The 22,783-nt window shown below is 62.1% G+C and carries 24 protein-coding genes; 16 read left to right on the forward strand and 8 right to left on the reverse strand.

All coding sequences use genetic code 11. The features are described from left to right. From AAF563_19405 to AAF563_19420, 4 genes are all read right to left on the reverse strand, one after another. Positions 1-607, reverse strand: a 607-nt coding sequence (locus AAF563_19405; protein ID MEM7123452.1) for a PIG-L deacetylase family protein, incomplete at its 3' end; no start/stop codon positions are given. Next, positions 604-2,364, reverse strand: a complete 1,761-nt coding sequence (locus tag AAF563_19410) for a carbamoyltransferase C-terminal domain-containing protein (GenBank protein ID MEM7123453.1) — start codon at positions 2,362-2,364, stop codon at positions 604-606. The genes AAF563_19410 and AAF563_19405, both read right to left, overlap by 4 nt. 125 nt (positions 2,365-2,489) lie before the next feature. Beyond that, positions 2,490-2,879 (reverse strand): NUDIX domain-containing protein, encoded by a 390-nt coding sequence (locus AAF563_19415; GenBank protein ID MEM7123454.1) that lies wholly within the window; start codon positions 2,877-2,879, stop codon positions 2,490-2,492. Next, complete coding sequence (locus AAF563_19420) at positions 2,876-3,403, reverse strand: PadR family transcriptional regulator (protein MEM7123455.1); 528 nt, start codon at positions 3,401-3,403, stop codon at positions 2,876-2,878. Before AAF563_19420 ends, AAF563_19415 begins: the two co-directional genes overlap by 4 nt. Before the next feature lie 295 nt (positions 3,404-3,698). Here AAF563_19420 and AAF563_19425 point away from each other — a divergent pair, with 295 nt between their 5' ends. Next, complete coding sequence (locus AAF563_19425; GenBank protein ID MEM7123456.1) at positions 3,699-4,178, forward strand: PilZ domain-containing protein; 480 nt, start codon at positions 3,699-3,701, stop codon at positions 4,176-4,178. Positions 4,179-4,355: 177 nt separating this feature from the next. Here AAF563_19425 and AAF563_19430 read toward each other — a convergent pair whose 3' ends face one another. Beyond that, positions 4,356-4,646: a hypothetical protein gene (locus AAF563_19430; protein MEM7123457.1), complete on the reverse strand. Its 291-nt coding sequence runs from the start codon at positions 4,644-4,646 to the stop codon at positions 4,356-4,358. Positions 4,647-4,953: 307 nt separating this feature from the next. On the opposite strand from AAF563_19430, the gene AAF563_19435 reads away from it, so the two are divergent. From AAF563_19435 to AAF563_19450, 4 genes are all read left to right on the forward strand, one after another. Further along, complete coding sequence (locus AAF563_19435; protein MEM7123458.1) at positions 4,954-5,259, forward strand: hypothetical protein; 306 nt, start codon at positions 4,954-4,956, stop codon at positions 5,257-5,259. A 283-nt stretch (positions 5,260-5,542) separates the two neighbouring features. Then, positions 5,543-6,022: a PilZ domain-containing protein gene (locus AAF563_19440; GenBank protein ID MEM7123459.1), complete on the forward strand. Its 480-nt coding sequence runs from the start codon at positions 5,543-5,545 to the stop codon at positions 6,020-6,022. 305 nt (positions 6,023-6,327) lie between these two features. Continuing rightward, positions 6,328-6,717: a hypothetical protein gene (locus AAF563_19445; protein ID MEM7123460.1), complete on the forward strand. Its 390-nt coding sequence runs from the start codon at positions 6,328-6,330 to the stop codon at positions 6,715-6,717. A gap of 276 nt (positions 6,718-6,993) precedes the next feature. Then, complete coding sequence (locus tag AAF563_19450; protein ID MEM7123461.1) at positions 6,994-7,368, forward strand: Hpt domain-containing protein; 375 nt, start codon at positions 6,994-6,996, stop codon at positions 7,366-7,368. A 20-nt stretch (positions 7,369-7,388) separates the two neighbouring features. On the opposite strand, the gene AAF563_19455 is transcribed toward AAF563_19450, so the two are convergent. Beyond that, positions 7,389-11,204: a PAS domain-containing protein gene (locus AAF563_19455; protein MEM7123462.1), complete on the reverse strand. Its 3,816-nt coding sequence runs from the start codon at positions 11,202-11,204 to the stop codon at positions 7,389-7,391. A gap of 181 nt (positions 11,205-11,385) precedes the next feature. Beyond that, a complete protein-coding gene (locus AAF563_19460) occupies positions 11,386-11,508 on the reverse strand; it encodes a hypothetical protein (protein MEM7123463.1) in 123 nt (40 codons plus the stop codon). 208 nt (positions 11,509-11,716) lie between these two features. On the opposite strand from AAF563_19460, the gene AAF563_19465 reads away from it, so the two are divergent. The 10 genes from AAF563_19465 (at position 11,717) to ccoS (ending at position 21,004) form a co-directional block, all read left to right on the forward strand. Then, positions 11,717-12,274 carry a hemerythrin domain-containing protein gene (locus AAF563_19465; protein ID MEM7123464.1) on the forward strand — a complete coding sequence of 186 codons (558 nt, stop codon included), beginning with the start codon at positions 11,717-11,719 and terminating at the stop codon, positions 12,272-12,274. A 1-nt stretch (position 12,275) separates the two neighbouring features. Continuing rightward, positions 12,276-13,202 carry a formate/nitrite transporter family protein gene (locus tag AAF563_19470; GenBank protein MEM7123465.1) on the forward strand — a complete coding sequence of 309 codons (927 nt, stop codon included), beginning with the start codon at positions 12,276-12,278 and terminating at the stop codon, positions 13,200-13,202. An 82-nt stretch (positions 13,203-13,284) separates the two neighbouring features. Further along, positions 13,285-14,766, forward strand: coding sequence for a cytochrome-c oxidase, cbb3-type subunit I (gene ccoN / locus AAF563_19475; protein MEM7123466.1), 1,482 nt, complete (start codon positions 13,285-13,287; stop codon positions 14,764-14,766). A gap of 11 nt (positions 14,767-14,777) precedes the next feature. Next, a complete protein-coding gene (gene ccoO / locus AAF563_19480) occupies positions 14,778-15,512 on the forward strand; it encodes a cytochrome-c oxidase, cbb3-type subunit II (GenBank protein MEM7123467.1) in 735 nt (244 codons plus the stop codon). A gap of 8 nt (positions 15,513-15,520) precedes the next feature. Then, entirely contained in the window at positions 15,521-15,682 is a 162-nt protein-coding gene (locus AAF563_19485) for a cbb3-type cytochrome c oxidase subunit 3 (protein ID MEM7123468.1), read from the forward strand. A 4-nt stretch (positions 15,683-15,686) separates the two neighbouring features. Beyond that, positions 15,687-16,538: a cytochrome-c oxidase, cbb3-type subunit III gene (ccoP, locus tag AAF563_19490; protein MEM7123469.1), complete on the forward strand. Its 852-nt coding sequence runs from the start codon at positions 15,687-15,689 to the stop codon at positions 16,536-16,538. A 105-nt stretch (positions 16,539-16,643) separates the two neighbouring features. Continuing rightward, positions 16,644-18,101 (forward strand): cytochrome c oxidase accessory protein CcoG, encoded by a 1,458-nt coding sequence (gene ccoG, locus AAF563_19495; protein ID MEM7123470.1) that lies wholly within the window; start codon positions 16,644-16,646, stop codon positions 18,099-18,101. A gap of 1 nt (position 18,102) precedes the next feature. Beyond that, positions 18,103-18,597 (forward strand): FixH family protein, encoded by a 495-nt coding sequence (locus tag AAF563_19500; protein ID MEM7123471.1) that lies wholly within the window; start codon positions 18,103-18,105, stop codon positions 18,595-18,597. Beyond that, positions 18,594-20,837 (forward strand): heavy metal translocating P-type ATPase, encoded by a 2,244-nt coding sequence (locus AAF563_19505; GenBank protein MEM7123472.1) that lies wholly within the window; start codon positions 18,594-18,596, stop codon positions 20,835-20,837. Before AAF563_19500 ends, AAF563_19505 begins: the two co-directional genes overlap by 4 nt. Continuing rightward, positions 20,834-21,004: a cbb3-type cytochrome oxidase assembly protein CcoS gene (gene ccoS / locus AAF563_19510; protein ID MEM7123473.1), complete on the forward strand. Its 171-nt coding sequence runs from the start codon at positions 20,834-20,836 to the stop codon at positions 21,002-21,004. Before AAF563_19505 ends, ccoS begins: the two co-directional genes overlap by 4 nt. Positions 21,005-21,127: 123 nt before the next feature. On the opposite strand, the gene AAF563_19515 is transcribed toward ccoS, so the two are convergent. Then, positions 21,128-21,874, reverse strand: a complete 747-nt coding sequence (locus tag AAF563_19515; protein MEM7123474.1) for a helix-turn-helix domain-containing protein — start codon at positions 21,872-21,874, stop codon at positions 21,128-21,130. A gap of 242 nt (positions 21,875-22,116) precedes the next feature. Between AAF563_19515 and AAF563_19520 the strand changes: the two genes are divergently transcribed. After that, positions 22,117-22,599, forward strand: coding sequence for a hypothetical protein (locus AAF563_19520; GenBank protein MEM7123475.1), 483 nt, complete (start codon positions 22,117-22,119; stop codon positions 22,597-22,599). Positions 22,600-22,783: the final 184 nt, after the last annotated feature.

Consider the following 22,783-nt stretch of genomic DNA (forward strand, 5'->3'; position numbering starts at 1 on the left):
AGACGGAGAGCGCGCGCAGCGCCTCGACACTGCGGGCGGCCGGGAAGGGCGGGATCTGACTGCCGTAGCAGGCCAGCGCCTCAAGCTTGGTGTCGATGGTCTCGGTGATGTCGACGACCCAGTTGGGCGTGAAGTTGGGCTGAATGTGGGGTGCGTTCCAGTGTGTCTCCGACAGCGTCTCGAAGGCGGCGTCCAGTGTGATGCCGGCGCCCGCGCCGACCGGGCGCGTCGCGACCATGACGGCGTCGAAGATGACGCGGTGGTCGACATGGCGGTCGGGGTAACAGCACAACACGGCGGCCGGGTTGACCTCCTTCACCGCGTTCATGATGGCGCCGTTCAGTTCCGGCACCGGCTGGTCGCGCACGTAGACCGCCGGAATGTCCAGGAACCGTGATTCCGCGACGCCCAGGATGGCGTGTGCCTGCTTGGCCTCGCTGATCGTCTGCTGGTGAACCTCTTCGCTGTAGAGCGGCGGCATGTGCGCGGCGACGGTCAGGACCGTCACCTTGTGGCCCGCCTTGGCGCAGCGCGCCATGGTGCCGCCGGCGCCCAGCGTCTCGTCGTCGGGGTGGGGCGCGATGACCAGGACGCCTTGGGCGCTCATGACGTCACCACGCTTTCCTTCGGCTTCCTCAACAGGAAGCTGCCGGCGGCAAGCGTATCCATGCCGGTCGCGAAGAACGTGCGCAGCGCGTCATGGATCGTGCAGACCACCGGTTCGCCTTTGACGTTGAATGACGTGTTGAGCAAGGCGGCGACCCCCGTGCGTGCCTCGAAGCAGCTGATCAGGCGATGATAGAGCGGCAGCACGTCCTTGTGCACCATCTGGACGCGCGCGGTGCCGTCGACATGGACGATGGCCGGCGCGTCCTCTTTCAGCGCCTCGGTCGCGTCGAAGGCGATGATCATGAACGGCGCGTCGTCATAGGACGTCAGGTAACGTTCCGCCGACTCCGCGGTGATCGAGGGACAGAACGGTCGCCAGTATTCGCGGTACTTGATGACCGCGTTGACCCGGTCGCGCGCCTCGACCTTGCGCGGGTCGGCCAGGATGCTGCGCTGACCGAGCGCGCGCGGTCCCGCCTCCATGCGGCCCTGGAACCAGCCGACGACGCGGCCGGCGACCAGGTCGTCGGCCACCGCCTCGGCAATGTCGTCGGGCTTTTCGTAAGCGAGACCGCACAGCTTCAGCGTCGCTTCGATTTCGCCATCGGTGTTTTCCGGCCCCGTCGCCAGCAGCCGTAGCGGCTCGGGATGGGCACCGGTCTTTTGCCAGCACGCGGCGAGCGCGGCGCCGGCGGCAGCCCCGCCGTCGCTGCACAAGGGTTGCGCGAAGACGTGCTCGACCTCGGGCAGGGCGTGCAGGCGCGTGTTCATCTTGACGTTCAGGCCGACGCCGCCGCCGATGCACAGATTGCCGGTGCCGGCCTCCTTCAGCGCCCAGCGCGCCAGCGGCTCGACCGCCTGCTCAAGCGCGCTCTGCACGGCGAAGGCGACATCCTGGTGCCAGTCCTCGATCGGTTCGTTCTTCAGACGTGGCGCGCGGCCGAAGAGCTCGGGCAGATGATCGGTGAAACGGTCCGACCAGTTGCGCGGTCCATAGTGGATGAAGCTTGGATCGAGCCGGTATTCGATTCCGTCATCATCGGGATGCAGGATCGTGGCGACCTTGGCCGCCAGATCGTTGTCGGGGCGGCCATAGGCGGCGAGCCCCATGACCTTGTATTCGCCGTCATAGGCCTCGAACCCCAGGTACTCGGTGAACGCCGCATAGAACCAGCCAAGCGAATGCGGCATGACGATCTCGCGCATCGGCGTGATCGTCTCGCCGTCGCAACGCCAGACAACCGTGCAGTGCTGATCGCCCGACCCGTCGATGGTCAGGCATACCGCCTTGTCGAACGGCGATTGCAGATAGCTGTGGGCGGCATGGGTGAAGTGGTGGGGTATGGCGACCAGCTCCGGCATCGGGACCGATCCGAACGCGGACCGCCAGGCGCGTGCGTGGCGCCCCGTCATGGCATCGGGATTGAAGTTGGCGAGCATGCCGCGCTGCCAGCCCTTGGTCGCGGGGTCGAGCGGCCAGGCCGCTGCCATCTCGTCGAAGAACGCCGCCATGCGGCCGTCGCCATAGGCCTCGACATCCCAGTTGATGCCTATGCCCGCGACATCGCCGGGACCAATGCCGGCTGCCTCCAGGCAATAGGCGAGGGACCGCGCGGGATAGACGCGATAGGCGTGCTTGTTGCGGATGAAGCGTTCTTCCTCCGCATAGGCGATCAGACGGCCGTCGCGCACGATGGCGACGGCGGGATCGAAATGGCCCTCGAAGATGCCGAGGTAATGCTGGGGCTGAGCCATCGCGCCGGGATCAGGACGCGCCGCTCAGGATAACGCGATCAAGGTGCGCCATGCTGTGCCGGTCTAGGTGAAACGTCGTCCGGCTACTGATACGGGACCGCGCGCTCTCCCGCAATGGCGCGGGTTCAGTCGATGCCCAGCACCGTGGCGACGACCTGCTTTTCCCAGCCGCCGTGCATGGTGCGGGGCAGGTCGTCGCTGGCGAACCAAGCGGCCTCCGGGCCGCCGCTGGGGTTGCCCGTCGCGGTGACATCATAGTGGAAGACCAGATGCCAGCCGCGCCGGCCGCGGAAGGATTCGACGTGGTTCAGCTTCGGCGCGCCGGCGTCCAGGCCGGGCAGATCGGCCAGCGTTTTGGCGGCGGTGTCGTCGGGGTGGGTGAACGGCTCGACATCGTTACCGGGCAGCCACCACTTCTCGTTTTCGGGATCGTAGCGCACGAAGAGCACGCGGCCTTGGTCGTCACGCACCACTAGGTTGGCAATGATCTGGGTGTCCACCGGCTTATCGTTCATGGTCTTGCTCCCACGTTTGTCGTTGTTAGATCGGCAATCTCTTGCTCGGCCCAGGCAATCTCGGCGTCCAGCAGGGCGGCCTCGCGCCGCGCTAGGAAGGGGCTGGGTGCTCGCAATGACAAGACATCGAGGCGTTCGCGCCGGGCCGACAAGGCACTGAGGCGGGCCTTGAGGCCGTCACAAAGCTCATAGGGTTCGAACTCATCGCGCGCTGCCAGGACCGCGTGAATGGGCCGGCCGTTCTCAGTGACGCCACCCCAGGCGTTCGCCAGTTCGGCGGCCAGTGCAGCGCGGCCTTGGGGCGTAATCTTGTAAAGCGTCCGGCTGGGCCGTTTGCCGACCCGTTCTTCGCCGGCGACACGCGCCAGTCCCTGCTTCGTCAGGGAGCGCAGCATGGCGTAGATCGAGGCGTCCTCTATCGGAAACCAAAACGCCAGCCCGGGATCGGTCAGGATCGACTTGATCTGATAGCCGTGGCGCGGGTGTTCGCTGAGCAGCCAGAGAATGAGCAAGCGTGTCGTCATGACAGCAATATACTAAAGTTTTAGTATATTGATCAAGCTAATCTGTGATGGCCGTACAGGTGTCATGTCCAATGGGTCGGAATGCGCAGTACTCTGCGGGTTTCATGTGATCGACGTGGGCCTTTGGGCCCATGTCCCGACAGTGCTGCGCAGATTTGTGCGGCCGGTCACTCTCATTGCGGGCAAAATGATCCAATCTGATCCAGGGACAAGATGACCAAGGGGACGTGGGGGCTAAAAGGCAGCGGCGCGACGCGCCATGTCGGGCCCGCCGCGGCGAAGCAGGAGACTGGTAATGTCGTTTGGACGACGCGAACGAGACGACAGAAGGCGCGAACCGCGCCGCGAGGTATTAAGCCAGGCGGCGATCTATTTTGGCGAGACGTCGCAACGCGCGACCGGCCTGGTCCGCAACATATCGCGCACCGGCGCTAACTTCTTCGTCGACTTTCCTCTGGATCTGCCGCGCGACGTCGTCCTGCAGTTCTGCAACGGCGATGAGTTCGACTGCGAGGTCGTGCGTGATGTCGGGGGCACCGAGTTCGGCCTGCACTTCAAGGACACGAACGAGTTCGAGAAATCGCAGACCAAGGACTGCGTCGACTCCGTGCACAGCTTCACCAAGAGCCAGTCGCCGCGCGAGCTCTATCAGCTGATGGAAAAGGTCGGTTTCTTCGGTGACGAGGAAATCGAGTCGATCATGAAGGGCTTCATCGCTTCCTATGATCAGGTCGTGAAAATCTACAGCGACCGCATTCTGCCGGAGCAGTCCTAGTTGCCGCGTGACGATTCCGCCGTTCGCGGGCCCTGATCCTAGCTGAACTCCAGATCACATCGGTCAGGTCGTCACGTGCTTAGACGACATAGAAAGAAAAGGCGGCGTTCCCTCGATGCGGAACGCCGCCTTTTTTCGGATCTGGTTTGTGGTGCCGACCGGTCGAGCAGGTCCGCTCTAGCTAGGCCGAGACATCGCGGCGTGTGCGGGGAACGGCCGGCGCATTCTGCCGGGATCGATCTCAAAGATTCGGTCCGTCTGTCTCATCTCGCGCGGTGCGACGCCGACCACGACATCGCCCTTGTCGCGCGTGATCTCAACGGGTTCGCTAACGATTGCAAGGGGGGTGCGTTCCTGCTGAAGGCAGAGCCTTCCGTTCTCGTCGACGACAAAGAAGTCGCCGGGTTTGACATGCAGCGTGAACGCCTGACCGCCGACTTCCCAGATTTCATTGGACTTGCCAGCCATGGGTGTCTCCGAAGGTTTTGTGTCTCCTGTTTCCAATGTCTGATCCCCATGTCGAGCTAGGCTCTGTGACAAATATTGGTATAGGGGCTGGCGAATGTCTGTGTTCGCCGTCATGAATTACAACTAAAGAAGTAAATATAAATGAGAGAGTAAATAAAACCTTACCAAATCATTGACGAGACCGTGCTTTGGTTAACGGTCTATTAATTTTCCGACCGCATGTCTCTACCGGTTCTGCCCTTTTACCGCCTCAATTGTGCGGTCAACAGGTGTCACGATTCGCAGGGGTCGCAGAGTGGGGAAAGCGATGAAGTTTTTTGGATGGTTGCTGATGATCGTCGGCATTGCCGCGGCGGTGTCCGGCGTCTTGATGACCGGCATGGCGCCAGGTGGTCAATCACCTGAGATCGATCGATTGGTGGCAAAGGTCACGCTGGTGCTGTTCGGCGCCGGACTTGGCCTCGCCGGCTGCGTTTTCGTGGTTGGCGCGGAACTGCGTTTGTGGCTCTCGGCTATCTATGACGAGGTCGGCGCTGGTCAAACCGGCAGAGACGCAATCCCGGAACCGGAACCGACAACGGGCCGGGTGCGCGCCGAACCCGTCATTCTCTAGAACGTCACCACGTTGGGTTAACGATCCCCAACGGGTTTGCATACTCCCGCCGGTTCGACAGTGTTTTGCGTGCCGTTGACGTATCGAAAGGTGTATCCTTTTCAGCGTAGCGGCCGTAACCCACTGTGGCGGCGTTTTTCGCGCGTTCAGCGCCTAAGCGCATGATTTGACAGGCGGAATACGCTTGGGTGTGGACAATTCGGTATGATGCCACCAATTCTCGGTGGTGAGGAGCCGAGCTGCAGGACACCCTAGATGGGCTTGTGAGCCAGGAGTATGTGTCGTGACGTTTGGACAACGTGAGAGTTTTAACCGCCGAACCGACGAGCGCCGCAAATCACTGAAACGCGCGGATCTCGTATTCAACAACCGCGCCTCAAGCGTGAGCGGGCTGGTCAGGAACATTTCTGACAACGGCGCCAAGTTTGTCATCGAAGCGCCGGTCGACATTCCCGATCGGGTCTCGCTGCGCTTCAGCAATGGCGAGGAGTTTCAGTGCGACGTCGTTTGGAAAAGCAGCGGCACTGAGTTCGGCCTGAAATTCTGCGACGGCATCGAGTTCGATCTCTCCAAGACCAAGCAGGGCCTGAACGCGATCTACCAGATGGCCCGCAATCTCTCGCCGACGGAGATCCTCAAGCTCATGGAAACAGCCGAGTACTTCGGCGACGAGGAGATCGAGAGCGCGGTCAAGGCGTATGTCGACGCCTATAACGACATGGTCGGTGTGCTCCACGACAGGATCCTGCCCAAACAGCATTAGAACAGTTCGACGTAGCGCGTTCGCGTGATGCGGTCTGAACCACGCAACATTCGGACCGTCGGCGGGCAAATCCACCGAACTGTGATCGCGCACACGCGCTGAGAGCGCGATTTCTCCTCACTTCGTCGCCCACCATTGCTCATATCGAACCGGTGCGTGCCGATAGCGCGATGCACAGACTCCTTGCGGGATTGAGCAGCAACCGGCGACGTCCAACCCCATACCTAACAGGCAGAGCGCAGGTAAGCGGCGCCAAGGTTCGGATTGTTCCAATCCCAATCGGTCCGCAGTGGGGAGATAAGGGTATGTCGGTACCACCGTGTGCATTTATCGTCGGTATGAGCGATGAGGTCCGTGGCGAACTGATCGGGTTGCTAGAGCAGACCGGCTACGACGTCACCCAGCCGGCGCTCCATCCAAGTCGCGGCGGTCCCCAGGGCGAACGTCGACACGATAGCGGCATGGTTTTGATCGATGCCGGTGACGGTACGCATGCGGCGGCTGTCGAAGAGGGCGTCGCGCGGGATGACACACCGGGCACGACAGTGGTGCTGATCAGCGAAAACGCCAGTGTGGCGCTTCCCATCGGTGCGCTTCCCGATGGTGCCTGGGCGCTTGTCCGCAAAGGGACTAGCACCAAGTCGATTATCGACCTGATCGCCTTCCTTACGGGAACCACCCACGCCATCCACTAGGGAAGCTCCCGTTTGGATGGCGAGCTTCGCGACTCCATCAATACCGGCGAGGCTGCTCTAGGCCCGGTGCCGCCGCGGGGTTTCTTCACTGTAAACATCGATTGTTGTTCGGCGCCGCTGCGATGGATGCAGCGGTGACCGGGTTCGCATGGCCGTCACAGGTCTTGCCACGACGCCGCGAAGGCACTGATGTGTTGTTGAGTGTTTGAAATCGTCAACCTGTGATGATCAGATGGTCGGTGAGCGCGGTAAGGTTCAGCGATTGGGATCGCGGCCATGCCTGAGGATACGGAACCAACACTCGACACGTCAGTTCTGGAGGAGATTCATCGCTCCACCAGCGAAGGTGATTTTATCGAACTGATCAGCGAGTTTGTGGAAGCGGTCGAGCGGCTTGCCGGCGAAGTCGCGGCCGCCCAAAAGGCTGTCGACATCGATCGCCTGGAACGGGCCGCGCATGAAATGGCCGGTATGGTGACGACATTCGGCGCCATGCGCCTGGGTAAGGCGGCGCGCAGCATCATGCTGGACTGTCGCGGTGACGAGACTGATCGGGCCCTGGCGCAGACGTCCGAGCTTCACGGCATGATTGATGAGGCGCTGGCCGCTCTCAGCGAGCGGTTTCCAGGCGTGGTGGTCAGCAAGGCTTGAGTCTGTCCGAGAAGCTCGGCCTATTGGGTGTTGGGCCGGTTGTGCTCGCTTGCCGGTTGGGGCGGCAGCCAACGCGCGATGGCCGCCAACAACTCCGGCTTCCGCACCGGTTTGGCTAGATGGTCGGACATGCCGGCCTCCAGATAACGCGCTCTGTCGCCCCGCAGCGCATCGGCTGTCAGCGCGATAATCGGGATATCGGCGAAGCTGTTGCCCAGGCGGCGCATCCGCCGGGTCGCTTCGATACCATCCATTTCCGGCATGCTGGAATCCATCAAGACGAGGTCGTAGGGCTGCTTGCGTGCGGCATCCAGCGCTTCCAGGCCGTTATTGGCGATATCGACGCGATAACCGGCTGATTCGAGAATCTTGACCGTCACCATTTGGTTGACCCGGTTGTCTTCGGCCAACAGGAGGCGGCGTCCCTTGCCGGGCTGTGCGGTGTCGCTTGCCTTGGCTTGTGATCGCGCTTGTTTGGTGGCGGCACTGTCGGTGCCCAGAATGGCGGGAACCAAATCGCGCTGATGAACGGGTACCTGGACAAAGCCATCGGCGCCGTCTTGCGACGAGACGTTGACGCCGATGGGCACCGCGCTGACGAGCCGAGCGCTGTCATGATCCGTCATGGCGCTGACGCGCCGCACCTCGCCGGCGACGTCGGCGTTGGCGGCAAGGTGACCGATCAGGATGGCGCTGTGGCCGCTACCTCCCATACCGATCTTGTCGACGGTCCCGGACCGCGCCACGTCGACGCTGGCGCCTGCCGTTCCGAGCTGGCGTTTGATCAGCGCACTGCCGACGTCGGTGTCGTCAATCAGCAGCACCTGCCACTCGGCAAGTGGCTTGTCCTTTGGTGATGAAGCGCCAGCGACCGTGTCGAACTTGGCGGTGAACCAGAACGTCGAACCTTTCTGTGGCGTCGAATCAAAACCGATATCGCCGTGCATCATACTGACCAGGCGTTGCGATATCGCCAACCCCAGCCCGGTACCGCCGCGCGAGCGTCCGGAGGACGGATCGATTTGGGTGAACATGTCGAACAGGCGTTCGCGCGCGTCATCGGGAATACCGATGCCGGTGTCGGCGACGGTAAACCGCAGCATGCGGCTAGCGCCATCGCCGCCATTGCAGGTCGACACATCCACGGTTACGCCGCCACTCTCGGTGAACTTTAGCGCGTTGCCGAGCAGGTTGAGCAGGATTTGACGAACCCTGCCCGCATCACCCGACAGCATCGCCGGGACGTCGGCGGCGACATGCGCGCCGATCACCAGGTCTTTTGCCGATGCGATGGGATAGAGCAGGTCAATGACGCTGGTGACCGTATCCTCCAGCTCGAACGCGGCAATCTCCAAATCCATCTTGCCGGCTTCGATCTTGGACAGGTCGAGGATGTCGTTGATGATCGTCAGCAGCGCTTCGGCCGACTGGCGCATGTTGCTGACGTAACGCGCGTGTTCGCGGTCGAGGTCGGCCTCCGATAACAAGTTCGCCATGCCCAGAATACCATTCATGGGCGTGCGGATTTCGTGGCTCATGGTCGCCAGGAAACGCGACTTCGCGTCATTCGCCGCCTCGGCCTGCTCTTTCAAATCGCGCAATGTCTGCTCGATCTGCTTGCGTGCGGTTATGTCCTGGATGGTCGAGATCTCCCGGTTTGTTCGCCGGCCGTCCTGCTCCAGGCGATGCACGACCTCGTTCACATAACAAACTTGCCCGTCGGGACGGATCATCCGGTATTCGATGTCGAGGGGCTTACCGGTTGCTTCACCGCGTCGATAGGCTGCGGCCACATAGTCGCGATCGTCGGGATGTACATACAGACGAAGTTCGTCCTCCCACGGTAGCAGCATGTCTTCGCGCTCGACGCCGACGATTTCGGCGGCGACATCGGAGCAGTCCACCGCCCGGTCGAGGTCGAGGTCGTAGATCACATGGCCGACCCGTGCGACGCTTTGCGCGACGGCCAGAACCGTCCGTTGTTCCTCAAGGTCCCGCTGGGTCCGACGGATATCGGTCAGGTCGAGAACCGCGCCGATGCCTCGCTGCGCGGTCTCACCGTCGCCAGCGATCGTCTCGCCCATTTCACGAACCCACCTGACCTCGCCGTTGGGTCTGACGATGCGATACTCCAGGTCATAGGGTTCGCGCGACACCTGCGCAGCTTCGATAACGTCCTTCGCGTGGTCGCGGTCGTCGGGATGGGCAAGCGAATACTCGGTGCCGTCGTAAGAAAGCAATTCGTCTTCGGACCGACCGTAAATCTCGGCGAACTCTGGCGACACGTGAACGAAGCGGTTCGCGACGTCATCGAAGACGAACGTGCCCATCTGGGCGATGCGCTGGGCCGTCGCCAGTATCATGGCCGTCTCTCGAAGCTGTTCAGCCGCTTCGCGATCCCGTGTCACGTCGATGACCGCGCTGACGATGCGCGCCGGTTTGCCCGGACCGGCATCCAGAACCGCGCTGATATCGCGAACGTGAACGTGGCGCCCATCCTTGCAGATCAGCCGATACTCGACCTCGCCCTGGGAGCCCTCTGCGACAATTCGGTCAAATGTCCGCATGACGTCGTCGACATCGTCTTCATGCACGACCGTCGCGAAACCCTTTCCGAAGGCGTTGAGTTCGTCGACCGTATAACCGGCTATCTCCATCATGCTCTTCGACACATACGTAAAGCGGTCGCTTTCGAGGTCGTAAACGTAGTGGCCGAAACGGGCCACTTGCTGCGCAAAGGCCAAGGTAAGGCGGTTGTCTTGCAGCTCCTGTTCGGCGACGCGAATGTCGGTCAAGTCGATTAGGGTACCGATCGATCGCGCCGTCGCCTGACCGTCTTTGATGACGTATTCGCCGGATTCGCGAACGTGGCGCACCTCGCCGTCGGGACGAAGAAGGCGGAACTCGATCGTATAGGGGCGCCGTTCGTCGGCGGCGGCTTGAAACTCGAGGGTGACAGCGTTGCGATCGTCGGGATGCACGAGCGACATGGTGTGTTGCCACGGTGCCATGGCTTCGTCCGGTGAAACACCGGCGATGTCGACATAGGCGTCTGAGCATGACACGACGCGGTCAAGATCGTCATCGTAGACGTAGTGACCGAACCGGGCGATGCGCTGCGCTGTTGCCAGAACGGTTTGGTTTTCACTCAGCGCCGCTTCGCGCTCCTGAAAATCCGTGATGTCCATGATGGAGCCGATCGAACGGTCGGTTGTTTTGCCGTCGCGCGTCAGATAGCGGCTGGACTCACGCACATAACGAACCGTCCCGTCGGGATGAACGACGCGAAAGTCGATGTTGTAGGGCTCACGGGTCTCGACGAACCGCTCGAACACCTTGTCCATCCGGTCGCGATCGTCGGGGTGTACGAAGGACAGGTCGTCGTCCCATGCTAGCGGCAGGGTTTCGCGCGTGTAGCCATGGATCTTGGCGAACTCGTCGGATACTTCTTCGTAGCGCTCCGTCTTTTCGTTGAATGTGTAGTAACCGACGCCGGCAAGCTCGGCGGCGTCTTGGAGCAGCGCGTTGGCCTCGGCGAGCCGGCGCTTGTCCGCATAATGAATGTCGAGACGGCGGGCCAGGATGATGACGACGGCGAAGGTCGCGATGGCCGCGAGCAGGGCGGCGACGTCGCCGGCGATCATCCAGTCGAGCCAAACCGAAAGATTGGTCTGGAACTGGGATTGCAGCAGGTGGACAACGGACTGCAGCGTAACGAAGCCGATCAGCGCGAACAGCGCCGACGTCAGAAGGCTGCGGTGCCGCCACACGATAACGCCGGCCACCGCAAGGGAAGCGAGCAACAGGGCTGTGGAGACAATCAGAAAGCCGCTCATGACGCCTTTCTAGCCACAAGCATCGCCCGTGTGAGGTTGCAAACCAAGGCGAACCATGATGCCTCAGATTACTATCTTTTGGTGTAGGTGAACAGGATTTGCGCCCTGATCATGCGCTGCCCGCCGCGCCCGCGCGCCTGGGCCCGTTAGGGCCCTGCGCGCCGGTAGCGTCAATTCGGGCTCAGTAGAGCTGCAGCACAAAAGCGCCGACGGCCATGAAGGGGCTCGACATGACGAGGCCCGCGGCCACGACGGTCGCCGTTCCGGCTACTTGACGCACGCTGTATGTGTTGATCTTGGTCATCTTGTTTCCCCCTGTGGGCCATGGCGCCCACATCCATAGAAAGCATGTGGCGCGCGCATGGTTGGGATGCGACCTCGTTTGCTGTGACACCGGTCACGTTCGGTCCTGTTCGCCCTGAACTGGTCCTCACGCGCGCTTGACTCAGGTCAATGCGCCGACCGCCGCGCCGGCGTCATGCTTTCCGGGCAAGACGGTAGGGGGACATCAGATGGTCCGAACCACCGACAAACTGGCCCCCAGCCCCGAAGGGCTTGGCGTGCTGCGGATATCGGATCCCATAGAATTTCTATATGGCGAGCATGACCGCCAACTGGTGATCTGTGCGGCCTTGGATCACTTGGCCTCCGAGCCGGGGGCACCAGACGCGCGCGAAACCGCCGAACTTATTCTCAACTATGCCGATATCGACATGCCGCTTCATTTGCGTGATGAGGAAGAAGACCTGTTTCCACGCCTTCTGGAGCGCTGCGAGCCCGAGGACGGCCTTGAGAACCTTGTTGATCAGCTTGAACACGAGCATGAGACCGACAGTGTGCTCTACCAGCGCTTCAAGGACGCTCTTCACGCCATCGCGAACGGTCGCCTTCTTGACCATGCCGACGTGTTCAAGAGCGATGCGGAAGCGTTTGCCACGCTGCAGCGACGCCATCTCAACTGGGAAAACGGCACGGTCTTGCCCCTGGCGCGTCAGCGGCTGACCCCGGAGGATCTGGAGGAGATGCGGGTCTCCATGGCCGCGCGACGCCACGGGACAACGGTCGACTGACATGAAAGAGGGCGGTCAACCCGACCGGGCGCCAAAGGCGGCCGTGACACTCGACGCCCTGCTGCCGTCCGCCATCGCCCGAAAGGCCGAGGACGTCGGCGTTGCCAAGGCGGGCATGGACGCCCTGTCGCTGCTGGTTTTGGCGATTCTGGCCGGCGCCTTTATCGGTCTGGGGGCCATGGCAGCCACCATCATGTGGACCGGTGTCGCGCCGGATCTATCGTTCGGCGTTGCGCGGATGCTGGGTGGCCTCGTCTTCGCGCTGGGCCTCATCCTGGTGGTCTTGGGCGGCGCGGAGCTTTTCACCGGCAACAATCTGATGGTGATCGCGGCGGCCAGCCGCCGGATCGGCCTTGGCGCCCTGCTTCGCGCATGGACGATCGTCTTTATCGGCAACATGATCGGCGCCATCGGGACGGCCGTTCTGGTGTTCCTGGCCGGTCAGCACACGCTGGCCGACGGCGGTGTCGGCCAGACCATGCTGGCGATCGGCAACGCCAAGGCTGAACTGCCGTTCGCCCAGGCCTTCTTTCTGGGCATTCTGTGCAACGTGCTGGTCTGCTTGGCGGTCTGGCTGTGCTACGGCGCCCATACGACGACCGACAAGCTGCTGGCGATCCTGTTTCCGATCGCCGCATTCGTCGCGGCGGGTTTCGAGCATTCGGTCGCCAACATGTACTTCATCCCGCTCGCCATGATCGTCAAAACCGTTGCTGGGGATGCCTTTTGGGCCCAGATCGGCGCGGCACCGGACGCCTTTCCCGCTGTCTCCGTGGTCGGGCTGATGCGCAACCTGGTACCGGTCACCCTTGGAAACATCCTGGGCGGCGGGGTCCTGGTCGGGTTGGTCTACTGGTTCGTCTATCTCAGACGTGCAGGGCCGGTTGATTCAGATCAATGCTGCATCTGCGAACGAACCGGAAAATGACAGCCGAATCCTGACGAGGCGGCCATTTCTGGGAAGGCCGGCCAACAACATGGCGTGTCAATTCCGCTGGGGGGAATGACGAATGGCCGAGACAGCGCTGGCCGGCGATACCGCCGTTTCCAAAGACACCGTGACCTATAACGATGCGGTCATACGCCGGTTCGCCATCGCGACCATGGTCTGGGGTGTCGTGGCGTTTCTGGCAGGCGTCTACATCGCGCTGCAATTGGCGTTTCCGATTTTCAACCTGGATCTGCCGTGGACGACCTTCGGACGGCTCAGGCCGGTCCATACCTCCGCCGCGATCTTTGCCTTCGGTGGTAACGCGCTCTTCGCCACGTCGCTCTACTGCGTGCAGCGGACCTGCCGGACATCACTGTTCGGCGGCGCGCACGCGGGCAATTTCCTGTTCTGGGGCTACAACTTCTTCATCGTCATCGCGGCCTGGGGCTACGTCACCGGCGTGACGCAAAGCCGCGAGTACGCCGAACCCGAATGGATGGCGGATCTGTGGCTGACCGTGGTTTGGGTCGTCTACCTGGTTGTCTTTGTCGGCACGATCATGAAGCGGCGCGAGCCGCACATTTATGTCGCCAACTGGTTCTTCCTGGCCTTCATCGTCACCGTGGCGATGTTGCACATCGTCAACAACCTGGCGATCCCCGTCGACTGGACGGGTGCGAAGAGCTATTCGCTGTTCTCTGGCGTCCAGGACGCGCTGACCCAGTGGTGGTACGCCCATAACGCGGTGGGCTTTTTCCTGACCGCGGGCTTCCTGGGCATCATGTACTACTTCGTGCCCAAGCAGGCGGAGCGGCCGGTCTATTCCTACCGGCTCTCCATCGTTCACTTTTGGTCGCTGATCTTCCTCTATATCTGGGCCGGGCCCCATCACCTGCATTACACGTCGCTGCCCGACTGGGCGCAGACGCTGGGCATGACGTTCTCAGTGATGCTGTGGATGCCGTCATGGGGCGGCATGATCAACGGCATCATGACGCTGTCGGGCGCGTGGTACAAACTCAGGACCGATCCGGTTCTGCGCATGATGGTGGTCTCGATCGGCTTCTACGGTATGTCGACTTTCGAGGGCCCGGTCATGTCGATCAAGGCGGTCAATGCCTTGAGCCACTACACCGACTGGACCATCGGCCACGTGCATTCCGGCGCGCTGGGTTGGGTCGCCTATATCAGCTTCGGCGCGATCTACTATCTGTTTCCGAAACTGTGGGGGCGCGAGCGACTCTATTCGCTGAAGCTGGTGAACTGGCACTTCTGGATTTCGACCGTCGGCATCCTGCTTTACATCATCGCGATGTGGATCTCCGGCATCATGCAGGGCCTGATGTGGCGGACCTACGATACGCTGGGTTTCCTTCAGTACTCTTTCGTCGAAACCGTCGTCGCCATGCACCCGTTCTATGTCGTGCGCGCGATGGGCGGCGCCCTGTTCCTGATCGGTGCATTGATCATGGTTTACAATCTGTGGCGCACGGTGCGCGGTGACGTTCGTGATGAAGCGGTCGCCAGACCGCCGCAAGCCGCCACGCAGCCGGCGGAATAGGGGACGGAACCATGGCCTCGTTCATCAAACATGACCGCATCGAACGCAACGTCACGCTGATGATGGTTCTGACCCTGATCACCGTTGCCATCGGCGGCCTGGTGGAGATCGTGCCGCTCTATGTGGTCGACACGACGATCGAGCGTGTCGAAGGCGTTAGACCCTATTCGCCCTTGGAGCAGCGCGGCCGCGACATCTACATCCGCGAAGGCTGCTATGTCTGCCATAGCCAGCAGATCCGCCCGTTCCGCGACGAGGTCGAGCGTTATGGCCACTACAGCCTGGCGGCCGAGAGCATGTATGACCATCCGTTCCAGTGGGGCTCCAAGCGCACGGGCCCGGACCTGGCGCGGGTCGGTGGCAAATTCTCCAACGAATGGCACGTCGCGCATTTCCTGAACCCGCGCGAGATCGTGCCGGAATCGATCATGCCGGGTTATGCGTTCCTCGCCGATCGCAAGTTGGAGACTGAGGATATCGTCGCGCGTTTGGATGCGCTGATCGCGGTCGGCGTGCCTTATGACGAGATGATGGTCGAGAACGCTTATGCCGATCTGGTGGCCCAGGCCGACCCCGATGCGGATCACAGCGGTCTTCTGGAGCGTTACCCCAACGCCATGGTCGGTGATTTCGACGGCAATGATCGTGAGCTCACCGAGCTCGACGCACTGATTGCGTACATGCAGATCCTCGGCCGCATGGTCGACTTCGCCGACATCGATGCCGGCGATGTGGTGCAGCAATAGGTGCTGTGATGTCGCTCCAGGAAATCTCGGATATCGCGCGTGAACTCTGGGTCGTTTGGCTGATCGTGCTGTTCGTCGGCATCATCATTTGGGCCTACCGGCCGCGCAGCAAAAAGAGTTTTGAGGAACAGGGCAAGATCCCGTTCAAAGACGACAACGGGGAGGCTTGAGCCGATGCCGACCAAGATCGAAAAGGATGCTGTCACCGGCCAGGATACGACCGGCCACGAATGGGACGGCATCAAGGAACTGAACAACCCGTTGCCGAAGTGGTGGCTCTACATTCTGTGGGCGACCGTCATCTGGTCGATCGGCTATTACTTCTGGTCGTCGCCGATCCCCGGTGTCGAAGGTTTTCAGGAACCGGCGCGCGAGCGTTTGGAACAGACCATGGCGACGGCGCGGGAACAGCAGTCTGTATTCTTGGAGAAGATTGCGGCGGCTCAGCTCGAAGAAATTCGTGACGATCCCGAACTCTTGAACTTCGCCATGGCCGGCGGCGGTTCGGCGTTCGCCGACAACTGCGCGCCCTGCCACGGTCAAGGCGGCGCCGGCGCGCCGGGTTTCCCGACGCTGGCCGACGACGCCTGGATCTGGGGCGGAACGCTCGAGGCGATCCATGAGACGATCCTGCACGGCGTCAGAACCGACGACATCCAGTCGCGCTACTCCGAGATGATGGCGTTCGGCGACGGCATCCTGGACCGGTCCCAGGTCTCCGATGTCGCCGACTACGTGCTGTCGCTGAGCGGACAGTCTGTCGACCGCGATGCCGCGGCGCGTGGTGAGGTGCTGTTCGAAGAAAACTGTGTTGCCTGCCATGCCGAGGGCGGGGTCGGCGATATGGAACAGGGCGCGCCTGCGCTCAACAACCAAGTCTGGCTCTATGGTGGCACGAAAGCCGATATCGAAGCCCAGATCTGGCGGCCGCAGCACGGCGTGATGCCGGGATGGGTCGATCGCTTGGACCCGGAGACCATCAAAATGCTGACGGTCTATGTGCACACGCTGGGCGGCGGCCAGTAGGACAGTACGGTAAGGCGATACAACAAGACGATAGACCACGGTCGCGCGCCGCTAAGAAGCGCGTCACCGTAACAACAACAGGACGCGAGGTCACAGTAAGGCGCCATGGTTGATATCTATGGCAACGCGGACGCCCAATCGCGCCAAGAACAAAAGCATGAGAGCCTCTACCAGAACCGGGTCAAGGTGTACCCGAAGAAGGTGGCGGGCACGTTCCGGCGCTTGAAATGGACGGTTCTCATCGTCCTGCTGGGCATCTACTACATCGCGCCGTGGATCCGCTGGGATCGCGGACCGAACGCCCCCGATCAGGCGTTTCTGATCGATATGCCGCACCGGCGTGCCTACTTCCTGTGGATCGAGATCTGGCCGCAGGAAATCTATTACCTCGCCGGCATTCTCCTGTTGGGCGCCGTCGGCCTGATTTTCGTGACCAGTCTGTTCGGCCGCGTGTGGTGCGGCTACACCTGTCCGCAGACGGTCTGGACCGATCTCTTCATGTGGGTCGAACGCCTGATCGAAGGCGACCGTACCAAACGCATGCGGTTCGACAAGGCGCCGGCGTCGTCCTCAAAACTCACGAAGAAGGCCGCCAAGCACGGTGTCTGGCTGATCATTGCCGCGCTGACCGGTGGCGCTTGGATCATGTACTTCAACGACGCGCCGACCGTCGTGGTGAACATCCTGACCGGCCAGGCCTCACTCAAGGTGTACGGCTTCTTCGCGCTGTTCACGGCGACGACCTATCTGTTGGCCGGCTGGGCGCGCGAACAGGTCTGCGTCTACATGTGCCCGTGGCCGCGTTTCCAATCCGCCATGTTCGACGAGGACACGATGATCGTGACCTACGAGAGCTGGCGCGGCGAGCCACGCGGCAAGCACAAGAAGGGCACCAGCTGGGAAGGCCGCGGACACTGCGTCGACTGCAAACAATGCGTCGCCGCCTGTCCGACCGGTATCGATATCCGCGACGGCGTTCAGCTTGAGTGCATCGGCTGCGCGCTTTGTATTGATGCCTGCAACGAAATCATGGGTCGCCTTGATCTGCCCAGGGGCCTGATCAGCTATGACACCGACCGCAACCTCGCCAACAAGGCCGAAGGTAAGCCGCTGAGATACCGGCTGATCCGCCCACGGACCATTATCTACTCTGTCCTGCTGGTTGTCGTCGCCACGGTCATGGTCTGGAGTCTGGCGACCCGTGCGCAGGTCGACATCAATGTCCTGCACGACCGCAACCCGCTCTTTGTAACGCTATCGGATGGCAGCATCCGCAACGGCTATACGATCAAAATCCTCAACATGACGCGCGAGGAGAAGGCTTACAAACTCGCGTTCGAGGGATTGGGGTATGCCGAGATGACCGTTGTCGGCCAAGAGGACTCGGCAAGTCAGAACATTGCCCGCCTGACCGCCGGTTCCGACACGGTCGCGACCTATCGTGTTTTCATGGTCGTCCCGGCGGACCTGGTTCAAGGTGAGGTTCAAGACTTCAACTTCGTGCTGACCGAACTTCAGTCATCCGAAACGGTGCGGCGTGGCACTGTCTTTAGAGGGCCCTGAGATGATGGGTGCAAAAGCCTGGTTGATGCGCGGCGACCGATGGATTCCCGGTCTGATCGTGCTGGGCTTTGTCGTTGTCGTCATCGCCAACGGCACGATGATCTGGATCGCGTTGGGTACATGGACCGGCCTGACCACGGGCGAGTCCTATAACCGGGGTCTGGCCTATAACGAGACGATCGCCCAGGTCGAGGCACGCGACGCGCTGGGGTGGACGGTTGACATCGCGACGAACACGACCGCCGACGGTCATGAGGCCGAGCTTGTCCTTGCCGACGCCAACGGCGCACCGATCGACGGTGCGGTCATCGTCGGCAGGTTCGTCCGACCGACCCATGAAGGCTACGACTTCGACGTCAGCTTCAGTCAAGTTGGCGCCGGGCGCTATCGCACGACGTTTCTGGCGCCGCTCTCTGGTCAATGGGATCTACGGTTCGAGATCGCAAAGGGTGGCGACATCTATCGCGCGGCCGAGCGGTTGCGGTTATCGCCATGAGCGACGTCGTCCACCTGAAGCCCGCCTCGTCGGCCGCGTCCGCGAATGTGGCCAACGACGCGGACGCGGTGGATTGCACGGACTTCATTCAAGACGCCGGTGACGGCGGCCACCGCCTGCATCTTCTGGTCGAGGGCGCCCATTGCGGTGGCTGTGTGCGCAAGATCGAGGGCGCGCTCGCCGGGTTTGACGACGTCACCGAAGCACGCATGAACCTCAGCACCCGGCGCCTTGCCGTCGGCTGGCATGGCCAGGCCGCGCGCGCCAACACGTTTGCCCGCGCGGTCGCCGGGCTTGGCTTTCGCGTCATGCCCTACGATCCGATATCCGCGTCCGGAGCCTACGAACAAGACGGGCGCATGTTACTGCGCTGCATGGCGGTTGCCGGTTTTGCCGCCGCCAACGTTATGCTGCTTTCGGTCTCCATCTGGTCGGGTCATGTGGAGGGCATGACTTCGGCGACGCGCGACCTGTTCCATTGGCTCTCGGCGCTTATCGCGCTGCCGGCCGTTGTTTATGCCGGGCGTCCGTTCTTCCGCTCCGCCATCGCGGCGTTGCGCAATCGACGCGCCAACATGGACGTGCCGATCTCGCTCGCTGTCATCCTGGCGTCGGCCATGAGTTTAGCCGAGACCATGCGCGGCGCCGATCACGCCTATTTTGATTCAGCGGTCATGCTGCTGTTCTTCCTGCTGGTCGGCCGCTATCTCGATCACCGCGCGCGCGGCAAGGTGCGGTTTGCCGCCGAGCGACTTTTGGCCCTGGGCCAAGCGCCGGTGACGGTCATCAACCCGGACGGCACGCGCCAAGCCCGCCACCCCGCCAATGTTGACCTGGGCCAACATGTCCTGGTTGCGACCGGCGAACGCGTGGCGGTCGATGGCCAAGTCGTCGCCGGCGATGGCGAACTGGATACCAGTCTCATAACCGGCGAGACGATGCCGCGGCATATCCATGCCGGTGACGTCGTCCATGCCGGCATGCTGAACCTGGGCGCACCGTTGACGCTCGTTGTCAGCGCGACCGGCGAAGGCACGGTACTTGCCGACATCGTGCGGTTGATGGAAGCCGCTGAGCAGCGGCGCGCGGGGTATGTCGCACTCGCTGACCGGGTTGCGCGCTTCTATGCTCCTGTTGTTCATGGCTTGGCCGCCGGTGCCTTCTTCGGCTGGTTCGTGCTCGGCGGCATGGCCTGGCAGGATGCGCTGATGATCGCCATAGCGGTCCTGATTGTTACCTGCCCGTGCGCCCTGGGGCTCGCCGTGCCGGCGGTTCAGGTTATCGCCAGCGGACGGCTGATGCGCGGTGGCATCCTGCTGAAATCGGCGACCGCGCTGGAGCGCTTCGCCACGATCGACACGGTCGTGTTCGACAAGACGGGTACCTTGACCCAGGGCGAACCGGACCTGATCAACCGCGATGCCATCGCTGCCGCCGATCTGACGCTTGCCGCCTCGATCGCCGCGGCCAGCCGCCACCCCCTCGCCCGCGCCTTGGTTCGCGCGGCGCCGGTTGCGCCGCTGGCCGAGGATGTCAGGGAGGTGCCGGGTTCGGGTCTTGTCATGGTCCGAGACGGGGCCGAGGTGAAGCTCGGCAATCGCCCGTGGTGCGGCATCGAAACGAACAAGCAGGACGATCTGGACGGTCCGGAGTTGTGGCTCAGGCACGCCGACGGGACCACGGTTCGGTTCGCGTTCTCCGATCGATTACGCGACGGCGCCCGCGACGTGGTCGCCGTGCTCAAGCGAAAGGGCCTGGCCGTCGAACTCCTGTCCGGCGATCGTGCCGGCGCTGTCGAAGCGGCCGCAACCGTTGCCGGCATCGAACACTGGCGCGCGGAGTGCCGGCCTGATGATAAGTGTGAGCGGCTGGCTGAGCTCGAACGGCAGGGACGGCGTGTGCTGATGGTTGGCGACGGATTGAACGATGCGCCGGCGCTTGCCGCGGCCCATGTCTCATTATCGCCAAGCAGCGCGGCGGACATCAGCCAGACCGCGGCCGATGCGGTGTTCCAGGGCGGCCGGTTGGATGCGGTCTTGACCGTGTTGGACGTGGCCCGCCGCGCCAACCGGTTGGTGCGCCAGAACTTCGTCATGGCTGCCGGCTACAACATCATCACCGTGCCGCTCGCCATCATGGGTTTTGTGACACCCCTGGTCGCCGCGGCGGCGATGTCCAGTTCGTCCATTATCGTGGTTGGCAACGCGCTGCGCCTTGCCGGCCGCAGAAAGCGGTTGTGAGCGGATTGCTGATCCTCATTCCGGCGGCCCTGCTGCTTGGGCTCGTCGGTCTTGTCGCGTTCCTATGGTCGTTGCGGAGCGGTCAGTACGACGACCTGGACGGTGCGGCCGAGCGCATCCTTTATGACGAAAACGATGAGACTGACCAGGACAAGAAAGGGCGTTAGCTGCTCCTAAATGTTAGTTGGCATCGCCAGCCCACTTCCCCTCCCGACCACCCCAAGAGTACTGCCATGGGTGACCGGGAGGGGGAGTGGGCTGGTGCCGACGCTGCGCCAGCGAGTCGACCGTTAGCTGCCTTCGGCGACTTCACGCAGACCGTCGAGATCACAGATCTCGACCTCGTGCGGCGTCGGCGTGGCGATCAGGCCGTCGCGGCGCAGCTTGGTGAAGGTGCGGCTGACTGTCTCGACCGTCAGACCCAGATAGTCGCCCATGTCGGTGCGTGTCATGGGCAGACCGATCATGTCACCCTTCATGCCGCGCGCTCGCAGGCGCTTCGTGAGATGAAGCAGGAACGAAGCGACCCGTTCGACCGCCGTCTTGCGGCCCAACAACAACATCTGATCCTGGGCTGCGATCAATTCGTTGCCGGCGGTTTCCAGCAGCCGCGTCTCCAGCGCCGGAAGCTCAGCAAAAAGCGCCTCCAGCTTCTCGCGCGGGAAGCGGCAGATGACCGAGTCGGTGATGGTCTCAGCGCTGTAGGCATACCGCTTTTTCAGCGCGATGCCGACGAAGTCTGTGGCGAACAGGAAACCTGTGATCTGCCGTCGGCCGTCAGGCATCAGTTTAAACAGGCGCAACGAACCATCGATGATGTTGTAGACGTGATCGGCGTCGTCGCCCTCCTGGAACAATGTCCGCCCGGCGGGCACGGGAATGCGGGTGACGATCTGGGCCATACGGTCGATCTCACGATCGCGCAAGGCATCGCAGATGGTCAGCTCACGGACGTCACAAGCCGCACACGGCATCAGCGCCGGCTGTTGTCCGCCCGTGTGCGCCACCGGCTGCGGCAGAATATCGAAACGTGCCACCGGTACCCTCCAATCGGGTTCCCTGTCCCTTTATATATGAGGCTGGCAGGCGCACAAATCCAATGCGCTAGAGCGGATCGCGGTTAGTCAGAGCCGCTCAGCGGCTCTGGTTAGTCGCGTGAATCCACTATCGATCGATAAGACGGCTAGTGCGATCTGCTCTAGGACTTGACCTAGGTCAATTCACGCGCAGGCCCGACCGGTAAAATGCTCTACCTTGGGGCACGATGCCGGTGGAAGGCGTGACTGACAACCTGCACGCAAGGCCATTAAAGTCGGATCAACTGGACAAGGCGTTTGCCCTGATCCAGCTCGCCTTTGAGGACGTTTCCTTGGAGCGGTGGCGCCGCCATGTTCATGAGTCCGTCGACATGGACAACGACAACGCCGGCTGGATCGCGATCGAGGATGACAAGGACTATATCCACGGTCTTATCGCCTATCACGTTCAGCCGGACCTGATGTGCGGCCGCACGCTTATCGGCCATGACATCATCATCGCGGGCGTCGCTTTGGGCCAGATCACCAGCTGCGCGGTTGCGGGCCTATCCCAGATAGCCCGCCATGCCGGTTGCGATGCCGTCCACATCAATCGGATCGGCAGCGGCGGCGAGGCCTTCGATCGCGGTCACCAGGGCTTGCTCGACATTCTCTTGCAGTCAGGCTTCATCGACCGTGGGACGCATTTTTGTCTGCGGCGCGTCGGATCCTGTCCGCGATCCTAGAGAGTTCACGACTGGATCGGCATCATCTGTCCGCTCCCCCTCTTCCAGGGCAAGCCGCCAAGTGGTGTTTTCGCCGAGCCCCCCAGGATGCTGCCATGGGTGGCCGGGAGGGTGAGCGGGCTGGCGCCGAGTTAGGCCTAAGAGGGTCAGGTCCTGAATACTGTCGTCTCCTCAATTCCGCCAA

The sequence above is a fragment of the Pseudomonadota bacterium genome, from assembly GCA_039028155.1.
Lineage (GTDB): Bacteria > Pseudomonadota > Alphaproteobacteria > SP197 > SP197 > JANQGO01.